The organism is Knoellia subterranea KCTC 19937, from assembly GCF_000768685.1.
GTDB classification, from domain to species: domain Bacteria; phylum Actinomycetota; class Actinomycetes; order Actinomycetales; family Dermatophilaceae; genus Knoellia; species Knoellia subterranea.
The window spans coordinates 54308-70691 of the sequence record NZ_AVPK01000009.1; the positions used below are offsets into that span (position 1 = coordinate 54308).

General features: G+C 69.5%; 17 protein-coding genes and 1 tRNA gene. 10 read left to right on the forward strand and 8 right to left on the reverse strand.

The window, feature by feature from the left end; all coding sequences use genetic code 11:
* Nucleotides 1-115: 115 nt before the first annotated feature.
* From cysS to N803_RS14200, 4 genes are all read left to right on the forward strand, one after another.
* Nucleotides 116-1549: a cysteine--tRNA ligase gene (gene cysS, locus N803_RS14185; RefSeq protein WP_035906464.1), complete on the forward strand. Its 1434-nt coding sequence runs from the start codon at nt 116-118 to the stop codon at nt 1547-1549.
* A gap of 2 nt (nt 1550-1551) precedes the next feature.
* Nucleotides 1552-2496, forward strand: coding sequence for a 23S rRNA (guanosine(2251)-2'-O)-methyltransferase RlmB (gene rlmB, locus N803_RS14190; protein WP_035906465.1), 945 nt, complete (start codon nt 1552-1554; stop codon nt 2494-2496).
* A 152-nt stretch (nt 2497-2648) separates the two neighbouring features.
* Complete coding sequence (locus N803_RS14195; RefSeq protein ID WP_035906467.1) at nt 2649-3056, forward strand: CD225/dispanin family protein; 408 nt, start codon at nt 2649-2651, stop codon at nt 3054-3056.
* Nucleotides 3057-3070: 14 nt separating this feature from the next.
* Nucleotides 3071-3508 carry a DUF2752 domain-containing protein gene (locus N803_RS14200; RefSeq protein WP_245617289.1) on the forward strand — a complete coding sequence of 146 codons (438 nt, stop codon included), beginning with the start codon at nt 3071-3073 and terminating at the stop codon, nt 3506-3508.
* An 82-nt stretch (nt 3509-3590) separates the two neighbouring features.
* On the opposite strand, the gene N803_RS17645 is transcribed toward N803_RS14200, so the two are convergent.
* From N803_RS17645 to N803_RS14215, 3 genes are all read right to left on the reverse strand, one after another.
* The gene (locus tag N803_RS17645) at nt 3591-4403 is read right to left on the reverse strand and encodes an RDD family protein (RefSeq protein WP_052112318.1); all 813 of its coding nucleotides are present in this window, start codon (nt 4401-4403) and stop codon (nt 3591-3593) included.
* A gap of 40 nt (nt 4404-4443) precedes the next feature.
* Nucleotides 4444-5697 carry a DUF4032 domain-containing protein gene (locus N803_RS14210; protein ID WP_035906471.1) on the reverse strand — a complete coding sequence of 418 codons (1254 nt, stop codon included), beginning with the start codon at nt 5695-5697 and terminating at the stop codon, nt 4444-4446.
* A gap of 107 nt (nt 5698-5804) precedes the next feature.
* Nucleotides 5805-6911 carry an ABC transporter ATP-binding protein gene (locus tag N803_RS14215; protein ID WP_035906618.1) on the reverse strand — a complete coding sequence of 369 codons (1107 nt, stop codon included), beginning with the start codon at nt 6909-6911 and terminating at the stop codon, nt 5805-5807.
* Nucleotides 6912-7106: 195 nt separating this feature from the next.
* Between N803_RS14215 and N803_RS14220 the strand changes: the two genes are divergently transcribed.
* From N803_RS14220 to N803_RS14240, 5 genes are all read left to right on the forward strand, one after another.
* The gene (locus N803_RS14220; protein ID WP_035906473.1) at nt 7107-7535 is read left to right on the forward strand and encodes a CBS domain-containing protein; all 429 of its coding nucleotides are present in this window, start codon (nt 7107-7109) and stop codon (nt 7533-7535) included.
* 27 nt (nt 7536-7562) lie between these two features.
* Nucleotides 7563-8210, forward strand: a complete 648-nt coding sequence (locus N803_RS14225) for a hypothetical protein (RefSeq protein WP_035906475.1) — start codon at nt 7563-7565, stop codon at nt 8208-8210.
* A gap of 100 nt (nt 8211-8310) precedes the next feature.
* Nucleotides 8311-10122, forward strand: a complete 1812-nt coding sequence (locus N803_RS14230; protein ID WP_052112319.1) for a serine/threonine protein kinase — start codon at nt 8311-8313, stop codon at nt 10120-10122.
* The gene (locus N803_RS14235; RefSeq protein WP_156969797.1) at nt 10119-11573 is read left to right on the forward strand and encodes a threonine/serine exporter family protein; all 1455 of its coding nucleotides are present in this window, start codon (nt 10119-10121) and stop codon (nt 11571-11573) included. Before N803_RS14230 ends, N803_RS14235 begins: the two co-directional genes overlap by 4 nt.
* A 155-nt stretch (nt 11574-11728) precedes the next feature.
* Nucleotides 11729-12418, forward strand: coding sequence for a transglycosylase family protein (locus N803_RS14240; RefSeq protein WP_035906478.1), 690 nt, complete (start codon nt 11729-11731; stop codon nt 12416-12418).
* A 15-nt stretch (nt 12419-12433) separates the two neighbouring features.
* On the opposite strand, the gene N803_RS14245 is transcribed toward N803_RS14240, so the two are convergent.
* From N803_RS14245 to N803_RS14260, 4 genes are all read right to left on the reverse strand, one after another.
* Complete coding sequence (locus tag N803_RS14245) at nt 12434-12799, reverse strand: VOC family protein (protein ID WP_035906480.1); 366 nt, start codon at nt 12797-12799, stop codon at nt 12434-12436.
* A gap of 136 nt (nt 12800-12935) precedes the next feature.
* Nucleotides 12936-13190, reverse strand: coding sequence for an acyl-CoA-binding protein (locus N803_RS14250; RefSeq protein WP_035906481.1), 255 nt, complete (start codon nt 13188-13190; stop codon nt 12936-12938).
* Nucleotides 13191-13215: 25 nt separating this feature from the next.
* The gene (locus tag N803_RS14255) at nt 13216-13419 is read right to left on the reverse strand and encodes a hypothetical protein (protein WP_035906495.1); all 204 of its coding nucleotides are present in this window, start codon (nt 13417-13419) and stop codon (nt 13216-13218) included.
* Between the two features lie 101 nt (nt 13420-13520).
* Nucleotides 13521-13593 (reverse strand) — tRNA-Thr (locus N803_RS14260).
* Nucleotides 13594-13738: 145 nt separating this feature from the next.
* Between N803_RS14260 and N803_RS14265 the strand changes: the two genes are divergently transcribed.
* The gene (locus tag N803_RS14265; RefSeq protein ID WP_035906499.1) at nt 13739-15082 is read left to right on the forward strand and encodes an MFS transporter; all 1344 of its coding nucleotides are present in this window, start codon (nt 13739-13741) and stop codon (nt 15080-15082) included.
* Between the two features lie 133 nt (nt 15083-15215).
* Here the strand turns inward: N803_RS14265 and N803_RS14270 are convergent, their stop codons facing one another.
* Nucleotides 15216-16382, reverse strand: a complete 1167-nt coding sequence (locus N803_RS14270; RefSeq protein WP_035906501.1) for an acyl-CoA dehydrogenase family protein — start codon at nt 16380-16382, stop codon at nt 15216-15218.
* Nucleotides 16383-16384: the final 2 nt, after the last annotated feature.

Below are 16384 nucleotides of genomic sequence, written 5' to 3' on the forward strand. Positions count from 1 at the left end.
GAGGCCTATGAACCCTCCGGACCCTTCACCTTCCGTCATGGGGAGCAAATGTGGGGATGGAGGGGGTATGCCGGGTGGTCCGGAGAGGGGGTCGCCCGCCGGTACCCTTGGGCGGGTGACTCTCAGATTGTTCGACTCCCAGTCGCGCGCCCTGCGTGACTTCGTCCCACTGCAGCCTGGTCGGGTCGGGATCTACATCTGTGGACTCACGACCCAGGCGCCGCCACACATCGGCCACGTCCGATTCGCCGTCGCCTTCGACGTGCTCCGACGCTGGCTCGTTCGGGGCCACGGCCTCGACGTGACGCTCGTCCGCAACGTCACCGACCTCGACGACAAGATCCTGCGCAAGTCGGACGAGTCCGGCGAAGACTGGTTCGCCCTGTCCTACCGCAACGAGATCGCCACGGCCGACGCCCTGCGTCTCCTCGGCGTCCTGCCCCCGACCTACGAGCCCCGGGCAATGGGCCACATCACCGAGATGGTCGAGCTCATGCAGCTCCTCATCGACCGCGGCCACGCCTATCCGGCGGAGGACGGCTCGGGTGACGTCTACTTCGATGTCCGCAGCTGGCCGGCATACGGGGAAGTGACGAACCAGAAGATCGACGACATGGCTGCGGCCGAGGACGCCGATCCGCGCGGCAAGCGCGATCCGCGCGACTTCGCCCTGTGGAAGGGACGCAAGGACGGTGAACCCGAGTCGGCCAGCTGGCCCACTCCCTGGGGGCGCGGTCGCCCCGGCTGGCATCTCGAGTGCTCGGCCATGGCCCGCAAGTACCTCGGCGACGCGTTCGACATCCACGGCGGCGGCGTCGACCTGCGCTTCCCGCACCACGAGAACGAGCAGGCGCAGTCGCGTGCGGCCGGGCTGCCGTTCACCTCGATGTGGATGCATAACGCCTGGGTGACCATCAGCGGCGAGAAGATGAGCAAGTCGCTCGGCAACAGCCTGCTCATCCACGAGGTCACCAAGAAGGCGCGCCCGCTCGCGGTCCGCTACTACCTGACTGCCGCGCACTACCGGTCGATGATCGAGTTCCACGAGGGCTCCCTCGCGGAGGCGGAGGCTGCCGTCGACCGAATCGAGGGCTTCCTGCGACGCGCACTCGGACCCGACGGCGTCGTCACGCCGACGGGCGAGGAGAAACTGCCCGACGACTTCGTGGCCGCGATGGATGACGACCTCGGTGTGTCCGGGGCGCTCGCGGCCGTTCACGAGACCGTGACGCGCGGTAACACCGCCCTCGACGAGGACGACAACGAGGAGGCGCGTGACCTGGCCGCCGTCGTCATCGCCATGACCGACGTCCTCGGCGTCAACCCACTCGACCCGGCATGGGCCAGCGCGGACCGCTCCGGCACTGACGCACTGGCCGCTCTCGACGCCCTCGTCGGTGAGCGGCTCGCCGCCCGGACGGCAGCGCGCTCGGCGCGCGACTACGCGACGTCGGACGCCATCCGCGACCAGTTGGTCGCGGCCGGCATCGCGATCGAGGACACCCCGACCGGCGCCCGCTGGTCGCTCACCCGTGGACGAGGAGAGTAGCCGTGGCAGGCAACAGCCAGCGACGAGGAGCCATCCGCAAGGGCGGCAAGAAGGCACCCACCGTCGGATCCGGCGGGCAGCGTCGGCGTGGACTCGAGGGCAAGGGCCCGACCCCGCGCGCGGAGGACCGGCCGTACCACAAGGCCCACAAGGACGCGAAGGCTGCGGAGCGCCGCTCCGGCGGTCGCCCCAGCGGCGGTCGCAAGGCGAAGGCGTCGAGCGAGGTCGTGGCCGGGCGCAACTCCGTGCTCGAGGCCCTGCGCACCGATGTGCCGGCGGCGACGATGTATGTCGCCGGGCGCATCGACAGTGATGACCGCGTCCGCGAGGCCCTCAAGATCGCGACCGAGCGCAGCATCCCCGTCCTCGAGACGCCGCGCGGCGAGCTCGACCGGCTCACCGACGGAGCGGTCCACCAGGGGCTGGCCCTCCAGGTTCCGCCCTACGAGTACGCGCACCCGAACGACCTCATCGACCCCGAACTGCCGGGCATCCCACTCGTTGTGGCGCTCGACGGCATCACCGACCCGCGCAACCTCGGCGCCATCGTGCGTTCGGTGGCGGCGTTCGGTGGGCACGGGGTCGTCGTGCCGTCGCGCCGCTCGGTCGGCATGACCGCGTCGGCGTGGAAGACCTCGGCCGGTGCCGCCGCCCGCATCCCGGTCGCCCAGTGCACCAACCTCACCCGCACGCTCGAGGACTATCGCAAGGCCGGCTTCTTCGTCATCGGTCTCGACATGGACGGCGACGTCGAACTGCCCGACCTCCAGCTCGCGAAGGAGCCCCTCGTCATCGTCGTGGGCTCCGAGGGCAAGGGTCTGTCCCGACTCGTCCGCGAGACCTGCGACCAGATCGTTTCGGTCCCGATGTCGTCGGCGGTCGAGTCCCTCAATGCCGGTATCGCGACCGGCGTCACTCTCTACGAGGTCGCCCGCCAGCGTCGCTGAAAAGCCGTCGGTATGCCGTCCGCACCGGTCCTGCATTGATCCGTGCGTTGCCGTCCGCGACCGGGTGACCTGTGCCACGATGTCGGTCTGGTCGGGAACCCGACTCGGGGGAGCACACCCCCCCACAGTTTTCACACTGAGAGGGATGACGAATGTCTGACTACGGAAGCACCCCGCCCCCGCCCAGCGGCGGCGGCTACGGCGGCGCGACTCCTCCGCCCCCGCCCAGCGGCGGCGGCTTTGACGGTGGCGCCTACGGTGCCCCGCCGCCCCCGGCCGGCGGCTACGGGATGCCTGCTGGCCCGCCGCCCAACAACAACCTCGTCATGGCCATCCTCGGCCTGCTCTGCTGCTGGCCGCTCGGTATCCCTGCCGTCGTCTTTGCCGCCCAGGTCAACGGCAAGTGGAACGGCGGCGACCAGGCCGGCGCCATCGAGTCCGCAGCAAAGGCCAAGAAGTTCGCGACGATCGCTCTGGTCCTCGGCATTATCGGCACGCTCATCTACATCGCGCTGTTCGCCATGGGCGCGATGAATGCGGACACGTCGACGGGCATGTGATTCCGACGTCCCTGTTGCATTCTCCGACGCCCCCGCTCACCGATCCGTCGGTCGGGCGGGGGCGTCGCCTGCTGTGGCCGGCGGTCGCCATCGGCGGGGCGACGGCATACGCCGTCATCGCCCACCTCGTGAATCCCTACGAGGCGGGAAACTACCCAACCTGCCCGTGGCTCGCCGTGACCGGCACCTACTGCCCGGGGTGCGGCACCCTGCGGGCCACCCACTCCCTGACCGAGGGCAACCTCGTCGAGGCGCTCCAACGCAACCCGCTCACGGTGTTCGCGTTCGTCGTCATGGCGCTGGGGTTCCTCCGCTGGACCCGGCGTCAGTGGCGGGGCGAGCAGCGGATGACCGCCGCTCCGGCGTGGCTGCTCTACGCGTTGTTCTGGGCGATCATCGCGTTCTGGGTCGGCCGCAACATCCCGGGCTGGACCTGGCTCTCACCCGCGTGACACCCAGCCAGTCGGGCAAGACAAGAGTTCGCCGCCTCGAGGACCTCGAGGCGGCGAACTCATGTGCGCTGGACTGCTGCCCTCAGGACTTGGGGACCTCGATGACGGTCGAGCTCACGACCTTGTCGTGCAGCGTCTGCTTGTTGTCGTCCCAGAGCATCCAGAGGTAGCTCAGGTAGACGACCTGGTTGATGAGGCCACTGAGGAGCTCGCGCAGGAACGCCTGGAGGGCCCCGATCGGCTGGCCGGTCTGCTGGTGGATGAGCTTGATGCCCACGGCCTTCTTGCCGACGCTCTGTCCGGTGCGCCCCATCCTGAAGATGCGGTTCCAGATCTGGATGCCGATGACCAGCAGGACGCCGAGGAAGATCAGCACTCCGCCGGTGACGAGGAGGCCCGCGTCTCCGGTGCCGTCGACCGAGTAGCCGTACTCGTCGACGTCGGGGGCCGCGGCGACGAGCAGGACGGCTCCGATGATCATCGGGATGAGGCCGATGAGCGTCAGCAGGGTGTCGATGATCAGTGCGAGGGCACGGCTGCCGAATCCGGCCACCCGTCCGAAGTGCTGCTCCACGTAGGCCTTCGAGCCCGGGTAGGCCTGAGCGCCACCGCCATACGGGTTCACCTGGGGTGCAGCCTGATACCCGGGTGCACCCTGTGGGGCGGGTCCGCCCGGGTAGCCGGCTGCTCCCGCCTCCTGGCTCCAGGCGGGCGGCTCGGGGCGGTAACTCGGAACGGCCGGGCGTCCCGCTGCCTGCGGAGGTTCGGGCGCGACATGCGACGGCTGCTGCTGCGACGGCTGCGACGGCTGCGAGGGCTGCGGCGCCTGCGGCTGGTCGGCTGCCTGCGGCTGGTCGGCTGCCGGAGGCTGGGTCGGGTCGAACGGCTCGGACATGTGTTTTCCCTGCGGTGGATGGTGCGTGGTCGGCTCGATCCTAGGGGCGCTGGCCCCGGTCGACGATGACCGGCATCTCGACCGTGTCGACGCCGACGACCGACACTTCGTCGGGCTTCCCCGGCAGGATCGACGCGACGTAGTCCTCGATGGCGCTCTCGATCGGGATGTCGTGCTGCGCTCGCTCCGCCATGTACCAACGGTGCTCGAGCACCTCGTGGAACAGTTCGGCCGGCTCGAGCTTGCCGGACAGCTCGCGAGGGACCCGTCGCGTGATCGGCTCGTAGATCCGGGTCAGCCAGTCGTGGGCCACGATCTCCTCGTCGTCGTTCTGCCGGTTCGTGCCCGCGCGATAGCTGTCGAGGTCGTTGAGGAGACGACGCGCCTGGCCCTCGCCGACGTCGAGGCCGGTGAGCCGGAGCAGCCGGCGCGAGTGGTGTCCGGCGTCGACGACCTTGGGCTGGATGCTGATCGAGGTGCCGTCGATGTCGGTGGTGATGGCGAGTTCGTCGACGTCGAAGCCCACGGCGTTGAGTCGCCGGATGCGCTCCTCGACGCGCCACCGTTCGCCGGTGTCGAACTCCTCCGTGTCGGTGAGTTCGGCCCAGAGTTCGTTGTAGCGGGTGACGATGCGATTGGAGATGGCGACGGGGTCGACGCCCTCGTCGAGGAGTTCACCGGCCTGGAGGTCCATGAGCTCCCCGGCGATGTTGACGCGCGCGATGTCGAGGTCGTGGGCACGCTGTCCGGCTGTGAGAGCCGGGAAGAGCTCGCCCGTCTCGGCATCGACGAGATACGCGGCGAAGCTCCCGGCATCGCGGCGGAACAGCGTGTTCGACAGCGACACGTCACCCCACCAGAACCCAGTGAGGTGCAGGCGCACGAGCAGCACGGCCAGGGCGTCGATGAGACGTGTCTCCGTGCCGGGCCGCAGCCCCTGCGAGAACAGCGCGCGATAGGGCAGTGAGAATTTGAGGTGGCGCGTGATGAGGCACGCATCGAGCTCTCGCCCTTCGGCGTCGACGCGTCCCGACACGACACCGAAGGGCTCCACGCTCGGCACGTCGAGCCGGCGCAGGTTGCGGAGCATTTCGTATTCGCGGCGGGCCAGGTCGGCCTTGATCTCCTTGACCGCGAGCACCCGGCCGGAGAGCCGGACGAAGCGCACGACGTGGCGCGAGATGCCGCGGGGCAACGCGGCGAGGTACTCGTCCGGCCAGTCCTCCAGCGGCGTCGACCACGGCAGGTCGAGCAGTGCGGGATCGGGACGGGCCGTCGTGATCTGCAGAGCCATCGACTACCTCCTCACAGGACCGGACGAGGACGAGAGACGAAACGGGGTGCCGGCCACACGGCATACGGCGTGGTCGGCACCCCGGGACGTCGAGCGGGTGGTGCGGTTCAGCTGCTCAGGCGAGCACCGGTCTCCTGGTTGAAGACGTGCATGTGGTCCGACTTGGGGTGGACGAAGACCTTGTCACCCTTCATCGGGACCCGGCGGCCGTCGACGCGCGCGATGAACGGCTTGGCGAGGCCATCGTCGCTGCCCTCGAGGGCGACGGCCGAGTTCGTCGGCGTGCCGTAGACGTAGGCGTCGGCGCCGAGCTCCTCGACGACGTCGACGGTGATCTCGACACCGTTGCTGTCGTTCGTGACCTCGACGTCCTCGGGACGGACACCGACGATGACGTTCTTGCCGCCACCGGCGAGCTCTTCGCGCGACACCGGGAGGGTGTGCGAGCCGAACTTCACGCCACCGTCCGTGACGGGCACCGCCACGAGGTTCATGGCGGGCGAGCCGATGAAGCCGGCGACGAAGACGTTGGCCGGGTGGTCATACATCTCGCGCGGCGTCGCGCACTGCTGGAGGATGCCGTCCTTGAGGAGGGCGATGCGGTCACCCATCGTCATGGCCTCGACCTGGTCGTGCGTGACGTAGACCGTCGTGACGCCCAATCGCCGCTGGAGAGAAGCGATCTGGGTGCGCGTCTGCACGCGGAGCTTGGCGTCGAGGTTGGACAGCGGCTCGTCCATGAGGAACACCTGCGGGCTGCGGACGATGGCGCGACCCATGGCGACGCGCTGGCGCTGGCCACCGGAGAGGGCCTTGGGCTTGCGGTCGAGGTACTGCGTCAGGTCGAGGACCTTGGCGGCCTCCTCCACGCGCTTGCGGATCTCGCCCTTGTCGACGCCGGCGATCTTGAGCGCGAAGCCCATGTTGTCGGCGACGCTCATGTGCGGGTAGAGCGCGTAGTTCTGGAAGACCATGGCGACGTCACGGTCCTTGGGGGAGAGGTTGGTGACGTCCCGGTCACCGATCCAGATCTTGCCGGCGTTGACCTCTTCGAGGCCGGCAAGCATGCGGAGCGAGGTCGACTTCCCACAGCCCGAGGGGCCGACGAGGACGAGGAACTCACCGTCCTGGATGTCGATGTTGAGTCGGTCGACCGAGGGCGTGTCGTTGCCCGGGTAGATCCGGGTTGCCTCATCGAACTTCACTGTTGCCATGGCGTCATTGCCTTCCTTCACCGGCAGGAACGTGCCGGACGATCCGTTGTAAAGGGAACCCGCCCCACGTCGGTGTGTGGGCGGCTTCCCCAGCATGCCGTATGCCGTCCGCTCCTGTCACGCGCTGCGTCTCGCCTGCGCGTTGGCTCGCCGCTACCTCTGGCGCGCCTCCGCGAGGGGCACTACCGTCGGGGCATGAGGATCTCCGACGTCGTGAAGCGCAAGGGAGACACCGTGATCACGGTGCGCTCCGACGCCAGTGTCACCGCCCTCCTCGACCTGTTGGCCGAGCACGGCATCGGTGCCGTCGTGGTCAGTGACGGTGACGGCAAGGTCGACGGCATCGTCAGTGAGCGCGACATCGTCCGCCACCTCCAGAAGTCCGGTGCGGACGTGTTGGGGGGACCGGTCTCGGCGATCATGACGACCGAGGTCCACACGTGCGTTCCCGAGGACGAGCTCGGGGACCTGGAGCACACGATGACGGAGCACCGTTTCCGCCACGTCCCCGTCGTCGTGGATGGGCAGCTGCGGGCCATCGTCAGCATCGGTGACGTCGTCAAGCACCGGATGACCGACCTCCAGGCCGAGCGCGACCAGTTGAGCGCCTACATCCAGCAGTAGGGGTCGATCGAGCGGGGGCGCGACGTCATGCCGCGTCGCAATCGGGTCGACCCGTGGGGTGATCTCGTCGCCCACCCGGCCCGCGGTCTCTTCACGGGCAACCGCGGGTGCGTCGTCGATGCGGAGGAGCGGGTCGTCCGCCATCACGGCACGAACCTGCTCTGGATCACGTGCCGGTTGACGTTCCGGGACTGGCGGGTCGGGCTCGCGAGGCCGGGGCGTTGGACACCGTTGTTCTTCCTCGACGATGCCGTCGCGCTCGCCGCCGGCCACCGCCCGTGCAGCACCTGTCGGCGCGAGGACTACGTCGCCTATCGCGATGGTGTGACTGTGGGCGTGGGAGCTGATCGCCCTCTCTCCGCGACCGAACTCAACCGTCGCCTGGCCGACGAACGATTGCGGCCCGGGCGTGGCCTCGATCGAGCGCGAGACCGTCGGCTGTGGTCCGAGAGGCTCGACCGGCTGCCGGCGGGGGCGGTGGTCCTCGACGGAGAGCGGCGCCCGTGCCTGTGGACCGGCCGGGTACTGCAAACCTTCGGTTTCGAGGGGTGGGGCGAGGCTCGGTCGCCGGGGTTCGGGTCGGGCGGCGTCGTGGACGTGCTCACCCCGCCGACGTCGGTTGCGGCGCTGCGGCACGGGTACGTCCCCGTCCTGCACGCGACCGCCGCCACCTGAGCCGAGAGTCGAGTCAAACCGTCACACCAGTCACATCAGTCCCATCCGATTCGGCGATTCGGACAGCCGACACTCAGGGTCACGGCATACCGTGGGTGCCATGACTGCCGAAATCCTGGACGACTCGGGCGGGGGGCACGGGCTGCCGGACCACGCACTGCTCGGGTCCTATCGCCTCGTCCAGCGGCTGGGGGAGGGCGGCATGGGCGTGGTCCACCTCGCCCTCGATCGCCATGGCAAGGCCGTCGCCATCAAGGTGTTGCGACCCCACGTCGCCCACGACCCCGCCGCCCGCGCCCGCCTCTCGCGCGAGGTCGAGACGCTCAGCCGGATCCGCAGCCCGCGGGTCGCGCCCGTCATCGACGCCGACATCGAGGGCGAACGCCCCTACATCGTCACGCGCTACGTCCCCGGCCCACCACTCGACGACGTGGTGTCCGCGAGCGGGCCGCTGGGCGCCGAGGACCTCAACCGGCTGGGGCGCGGACTCGCCGAGGCGCTCGACGTCATCCACGACAGCGATGTCATCCACCGCGACCTCAAGCCGGGCAACGTCCTCATCGTCGACGGCGATCCGGTCGTCATCGACTTCGGCATCGCGCACGTCACCGACGACATCCGCCTCACCATGACCGGACTCGTCATGGGCACCCCGGGATACCTCGCCCCCGAGGTCGTCGAGGGCGAGCCGGTCTCGACCGCCACCGACTGGTGGGGTTGGGCAGCAACCCTCGCGTATGCCGCGTCGGGCCGTCCGCCGTTCGGCCGCGGTCCCATGGACGCCGTCCTCACCCGGGTCGCCGCCGGCGACCCCGACCTCGAGGGCGTGGACCCGCGCATTGCACCCCTCCTGTATGCCGCGCTCGCGCCGGTTCCGAAGGACCGGCCCCACCAGACCGATGTCGTCCGGGCGCTCGAGCACTACGCCCGGGGCGGCCTCGTCACCGACGTCATCACGGTGCGCCCTCCGGCCCCGCGAACGCAGGCCGTCGGAGTTCCGCCAACCGCCGCACTTCCGTTGTCCCGCACCGAGATTCAGCAGCCCATCCCTCCCGTGGCGCGCTCACTGGCGTCGGCTCCGGCACCGGTCCAGGCTGCCGGTCCAGCCCTTGTCGCAGGCCCGGCGCTGGCCCCCGCTCCGACGCCGAGGCTGGACCCCGCCGAGGCGATCTTCGGCCCGTCCGGAGGCGCGCCCGCCGGGTCCGGCGTAGCTGCGCCGGGACGACAACTGGAGCACCCGGCATACCCGCCGCAGGAAGGCAGCCCCACGCCGTGGGGCGCCGCGCCCGACAGCCCGCAACAGGTCGATCCGCGGATCGGGCGTCCGGGGCGCAGCGGCACGATCGCCGCCCTGCTCGCCGTCCTCGTCGCCTGCTCCGCCGTCGTGCCCGTCGTCGCCGCCACGGGCCTGCTCCTCTGGACCGTCATCGCGCGCACGACCGATCGTTCGGTCACCTCGCTCGTCCTGCGCCGACACGAACGCGGGCCCCGGCGCAGTGACGTCCCCGTCGCCGTCGTCGCCTCCCCGTGGCACCTGTTGCTCGGGATCGTCGCGTCGATCTTTGGCGCGCTCATGCCCGCGCTCATCGCGGTGTCCGGGGTGTTCTGTGCGGCGCTCGCGGTCGTGGCGGTGCAGGGGAGTGGTTCGCCGGAGCCGAACGCGCTCGGGCCGCTGGCCTTCGGTGGGCTGTTGGCCGGGCTCATGGCGTGGTGGGGTCCCGGTGGTGCGAGTCTGCGTCGCGGCACCCGCAGCCTCGTCCGCGGCGTGAGCCCCGGACCCAGCGCGTCGCGGGTCTTCGTCCTCCTGCTCATCGTCGCGGCGGCGGCCGTGGCAGCTGCCGGAGTCATCGACGGGGAGCCGTCGTGGTGGCCGACCGGTACGCCGTGGGGCGGCCGCCTCAACCTGCCGTGAGCGAGCACGATCGCCGCCGCCGGGCCTGGCGCCTGCAGGGCGGGCCGCCGACCGAGCCGATGCCGCTCGTGGACCTGCTCCGCCGCACGCCCTATCGCAACGCCCGCGTCGCCATCGAGGCGGCCGAAGAGGCCCGGGTGCGCGAAGCACTCGACCTCGCCGTGCGGCTCGGGGAGCTCATGCTCCGCTCCGGAGCCGGCGCTCCTCAGGTCGAGGGGTCGGTGGCGGCGGTGTGTGCTGCTGCAGGTCTCAATCACGTCGAGATCGACATCACCCTCCAGTCGCTGCTCGTCCACGCCCACATCGATCCCGCCCACGCCGTGACCGAGCTGCGTGTGGTGCGGTCGACCCGCCACGACTATGCCCGGCTCGTCGCCGTCCACGAACTCGTCGACGCGTTCGTCAGTGGGCACATCGAGTTGCCGGAGGCCATTGAGCAGCTGCGCGACATCAAGCGGACCCGACGGATCTGGCCGGACTGGGCCGTGACCGTCGCGACCGCAGCGCTGGCGGCAGCGGTCGCCGTGATGATCGGTGCGTCCCTGTTCACGGCCGGTGTGACCGTGCTCGTGGTGCTCGGGGTGTCTGCCGTGTCGGCGCTGCTCGGGCCGTTCCACCTGCCCGACTTCTATTCCAACGCCGTCAGCGCCTTCGTCGCGACGGCACTCGCCTGGGTGGCCTATGCCTTGGGTGCGCAGGGGTGGATTCCGTTGGGGGGCAAGGACTTTGCCTTTATCGTCGCCGGCGGAATCGTCGCCCTCCTGCCCGGTCGCACGATGGCTTCTGCGGTCGAGGACGTCATCTCCGGCTATGCCGTGACGGGTGCCGGGCGACTCCTCGCCGTCACCGTGTCGCTGACCGGGCTGATCATCGGTGTCGCGGTGGCCCTGAGCGCGACCATCCGACTCACCGAGGCGATGTCTTTCACCTTCGTGTCGCCGTCGGTGCTCGAGCTCCGCACGAGTCAGGCCGAGTGGTGGGCTTCGCTCGCTGGCGCGTTCATCGTCGGAGCCTGCGGGTCGGTGACGATGCAGACCCGGCGTCGACTCGTCCTGCCGACCGCGGCGCTGGCCCTGGCTGCGGGTGGTGCCTATGCCCTGCTGACCCGAGTCGGCGACGTCGGTGCGGTGACGGCGACCGGGATCGCGGCCGTGGCGTTGGGTTTCGTCGGGCGTCTCGTGGCGCTCCGGCTCGGGGCGCCGGCGATGGCGGTCGTGGTGCCGGCAAGCTTCGGCCTGCTCCCCGGTCTGACGATCTTCCGGGGTCTCTATGAGCTCGTCGGGCAGAACTCCACCGACATCGGGACCCTGTCGTTCCAGGCCGGTGTCGCCACGCTGCTCGGTGCGGCGGGAGTCCTCCTCGCCATCGCGACGGGTACGACGCTGGGCGAGATCTTCGCGTCCCGTTGGGATCGCCGGATGGCGAGGGTGCGGCGTCGCGACCGCGTGTGATCGCGCGGCGCCGGTGGCGCGACACGCGACACGCCGGTGCTTGCCGTGCCTGTGGGGTGGAAGTTACAGTTGTGTAGTTCTGTGACAGGATTGAATTCTGTGACGAATGTGACGTAGCGTCCCTTTGTCGTCCCCTGACGCAAAGGACAACTGTCATGCTCTTCGCCCCTGAGTTCCCCGCCCAGCCGATCCGGCGGCGCCCCCTGCGCCGCGCCATCGTCGGAACCGCGCTCCTCGCGACCAGCGCCTCGGCCGCAGTCATCGGCCTCGCCACGAGCGCCGGCGCCACCGAGACCGTGTGGGACCGGGTCGCGGCCTGTGAGAGCGGCGGCAACTGGTCGATCAACACCGGCAACGGCTACTACGGCGGCCTGCAGTTCTCGTTCAACACGTGGAAGGCGTTCGGTGGCCAGCAGTACGCCTACACGGCCAACCGCGCGACGAAGTGGCAGCAGATCCTGATCGCGCAGGAAGTGCTCAAGGTCCAGGGCCCCGGCGCGTGGCCTGTGTGCAGTGTCAGGGCAGGGCTGACGGTGGCCAACGGCCTCGCCGTCCAGGTCTCACGCGACACCACTCGCACGGTCTTCCCACTCGCCGTCGACGGCCAGCGTGGCCCGATGACGCGCAAGGGTGTCGAGACCTGGATCGGCGGCAGCGTCGACTCGTTCTGGTCGCGCGAGGACATCAAGAAGCTTCAGGCCAAGGTCGGCTCCGAGCAGGACGGGTCCCTCGGCCCGAAGACGACCAAGGCTCTCCAGGGCAAGGTCGGCGCGGAGCAGGACGGGTCGTGGGGTCCGCTCACGACGGCCGCCCTGCAGCGCTACCTCAACCGCCTCTTCGACTGAGCTGCGCCTTCCGGCTCACCACTGCGGCAGTTGCTGCAACGCCCACGAGTTGCCGTCCGGGTCGGTGAAGTGCACGAAGCGACCCCATGCGAGCTCCTGCACGTCGCTGCACTCGATGTCGCGTTCGCGCAGGTGCGCCTGCGCCGCGTCCGCGTCCTCGACGACGATCTGGATGAACTGCTTCTGACCTGCGGTCAGCATCTCCAACCCGGTGCCGAAGCAGAACGAGCACGCCGATCCCGGGGGCGTGACCTGCACGAAGCGCAGCCCGTCCGTCGGCGTCTGGTCGTGGTCGATGTTCCACCCGACCTGCTTGTAGAACTCGATGGAGCGGTCGACGTCGGTGACATTGATGGGGACGAGTTCGATCCTGAAGTCCATGACGCTTCTCCCTATGCAGCGCGACCCGAGCTTTTCGGGCTCGCCGTCGACGCTAGTGGGGATTGCGGTCAGTTCTCGTCCGAGGTGTGTCGGGTATGCCGTCCGCCCACCTGCCGCGGTCAGCGCATCTCCCGGGTCAGGCGCCGGTGAGCTTCCCGACCTCGGCGATGTAGTCGGCCTCGGCCTGGTCGCTCGACGTGCCCTCGAGCTTGGCCCACGCGTCGTACTTCGCCCGACCCACCGGATTCGTGAAGCCGGGGCGCTTGCCGTCGACATCACCGGTGGTGGCCTGCTTGTAGAGCGCGTAGAGGCGCAGCTTGGTGTCGTTGCCCGGGTCGTCGGTGAGCTTCCCGACGGCGTCCACTGCTTGGTCGAACTCGGCGCTGGTCATGGCTGTCAGCCTAGCCCCGGACGGGTCAGATGCCGCCGCCCCCGCCGCGCATCCACGTCGTCCTGTTGACGGCCGTCTCCGCGGCGTCCTCCGGTGAGCCGACGCGACGTTGGCCCGGAGGCGGGGGTGGCGTGGGTCGCGTGACGAAGTAGAGGCACAGGACCACGACCGCGATCACGACCACACCCAGACCAGCCAGGATGAGTAGGACTCCCAAGCCTCCGAACATGTCCCCGCTCTCCTCAGTGAGTTGAGCACAACCTAGCGATGTCGGGCAGGTTCGCGGGGACTTTCGCTGCGAAGGACGTCCTCTGCATCAGCACTCCAGAGAGCTGGCGAAGAGACTCGAACTCTCAACCACCTGTTTACAAGACAGGTGCGCTACCAATTGCGCCACGCCAGCGCGCGTCGGCGAGCAGTCGCCCCCGACGGCGCCCCGAACTCTACCTGCACCCCGGGCAGCCCCCGAGCCGGCGACCGGCCCGGGGAGGCGAGCGCGGGCGCGGACGCTGCGACCGGCATACGTGAATCCTCAATAGAATTGGCGCGTGACGCGCCCCCTCCGCCGACAGATCCACGACATCGGTCGACGGCGCGCGTGGGTGATCTGGGTCGTCGGCCTCGCGGTGTACATGCTCGCGGTCTTCCACCGGACCTCGCTCGGTGTCGCGGGACTCGTTGCGGCAGAACGGTTCCACATCAGCGCGTCGCAGCTCGCGACCTTCACGGTGTTGCAGCTTGTCGTGTATGCCGGCATGCAGATTCCCGTCGGCGTCCTCCTGGATCGCTTCGGGTCGCGTCGTCTGCTCCTCATCGGGCTGGCGCTCATCTCGATAGGGCAGCTGTGGTTCGCGTTCGCGGGAACGTTCGGCGTCGGGCTCGCAGCGCGCGTCCTGCTCGGCATCGGCGACGCCATGATCTTCACGTCGCTGCTGCGGCTCGTCGCGCTGTGGTTCCGGGTCAAGCAGGCGCCTGTCATCACCCAGCTCACGGGCATGGTCGGTCAGCTCGGTGCGGTCGCCGCTGCAACCCCGCTCGCGGCTGCACTCGGACGGTATGGCTGGGAGAAGTCGTTCGGCATTCCCGCCGCGGTCGGTGCGCTCCTGTCCATCGGTCTCATCCTCGTCGTCAAGGACTCGCCCTACACCGGCGTCGCCGTCGAGAAGATCAAGGTCCGCGCCCTCGCCCGCACGCTGGGGGAGGTGTGGGGCAACCCCGGCACGCGCCTCGGCATGTGGATCCACTTCACCGGGCAGTTCGGGGCGACGGTGTTCACGATGCTCTGGGGCTACCCGTTCCTCGTCAAGGGCCAGGGGCTCAGCCCGACGACGGCCGGCACCCTGCTCATCTCCCTGACGCTCGCGTCGATGATCGCCGGGCCGATCGTCGGCCAGTTGACGGCGCGGCTGCCCTATCGGCGCTCGCAGATCGTCCTCGTCCTCGTGGGAGCCATCGCCGCGACCTGGGCGATCGTCCTGCTCTGGCCGGGGCGGGCGCCCCTGCCGCTGCTCATCCTGCTCGTCTGCGTCACCGGCTGTGGCGGCCCGGGCTCGATGGTCGGGTTCGATCTCGCGCGCAGCTTCCACCCCGCGGACCGGCTCGGCCGTGCGACGGGGGTCGTCAACATCGGCGGGTTCTTCGCCTCGCTCGTGACGATGGCGCTGATCGGATTCATCCTCGACGCCCGTGCGCCGGACGGCCCGGAGACCTACACGCTCGACGACTTCAAGGTCGCCATGTCGGTCCAGTTCCTGCTCTGGGGGCTTGGCGCGGTGCAGATCTGGCGCTACCGGCACAAGGGGCTCGATTTCGTCGACGAGCACCCGGGCGCCCTCGATGCGCTGCGCGCGGGGGAGACGCTGCTGCCGGGGATCTCGCGCGACCCCGACTGATCCGGCCGCGCCCCGAGTGATCCGCCACCGTTTGCCTGGGTGACGCGTGTCGGTCACCGGCTGGGTCCGGTTGCCCACCTATAAAGAGGTGACCGGGCCGTGTATGAGACGGCCCGGTCTGACGTTTCCGGGGTCAGCGCAGGACGTGGCGGCTGATGACCAGCCGCTGGATCTGGTTCGTGCCCTCGAAGATCTGGGTCACCTTGGCCTCGCGGAACATCCGCTCCACCGGGAAGTCGGCGGTGTAGCCCGCGCCGCCGAGCACCTGCACGGCGTCGGTCGTCACCTTCATCGCCGCGTCGGTCGCGAGCAGCTTGGCGACCGCGGCCTCGCGAGAGAAGGGCCGCCCGGCGTCCTTGAGCCGTGCCGCGTGCAGATAGGCCGCACGCGCCCCCGAGACCGCGACATCCATGTCCGCGAGGAGGAACGCAAGCCCCTGATTCGACGCGATCGCCCGGCCGAACTGCTGCCGCTCCTTGGCGTAGGCCGCGGCCACGTCGAGCGCCGACTGCGCCAATCCCGTTGCGGCAGCGGCGATTCCGAGCCGGCCGGCATCGAGCGCGGCGAGAGCGATGGCCATGCCCTGCCCCTCGTCGCCGATCCGGTTCGCACCTTCGACGGGCACCCCGTCGAAGATGACCTCGCGCACCGTGTCGCAGTGCAGGCCCATCTTTTTTTCGGGCTGCCCGAAGCTCATCGCGTCCGATCCCGCCGGCACGATGAAGCACGAGATGCCGCGCCCGGCATCGTCGGAGGTCCGCGCGAACGTCGTGTAGTAGTCGGCGTGCCCCGCGTGCGAGATCCAGGCCTTGCGGCCCTTGATCGCGTATGCCGTCCCGTCGCCTTCGTCGGATCGCGTCGCCCGGGTGGTCATCGACCCGACGTCGGACCCCGCGAGCGGCTCGGACAGGGCGTAGGCCCCGAGCTGTTCACCCGACAGCATGCCGGGGAGGAGGGCGGCCTTCTGCTCGTCCGTGCCGTAGGTCGTCACCGGCCACGCCGTCAGGGAGTGCACGGAGACGCCGACGGCGACGCTCATCCATGCCGCGCCGATCTCCTCGACGACCTGGAGGTAGGTCTCGTAGGGCTGGCCCCCGCCGCCGTACTCCTCTGGGTGTGCGAGCGACAGCAGCCCGGCGCGGCCGAGTGTGCGGAAGATGTCGGTCGGGAACGCCTCACCCTCGGCGGCAGCGCGCTCGGCCTCGTCGACCTTCGGCCGCAGTTCCTTGTCGCAGATTTCGCGGGTGAGCTCGATGAGATCGTGACCCTCATCGGTGGGGAAAAGGCGAGTGACCGGCATAC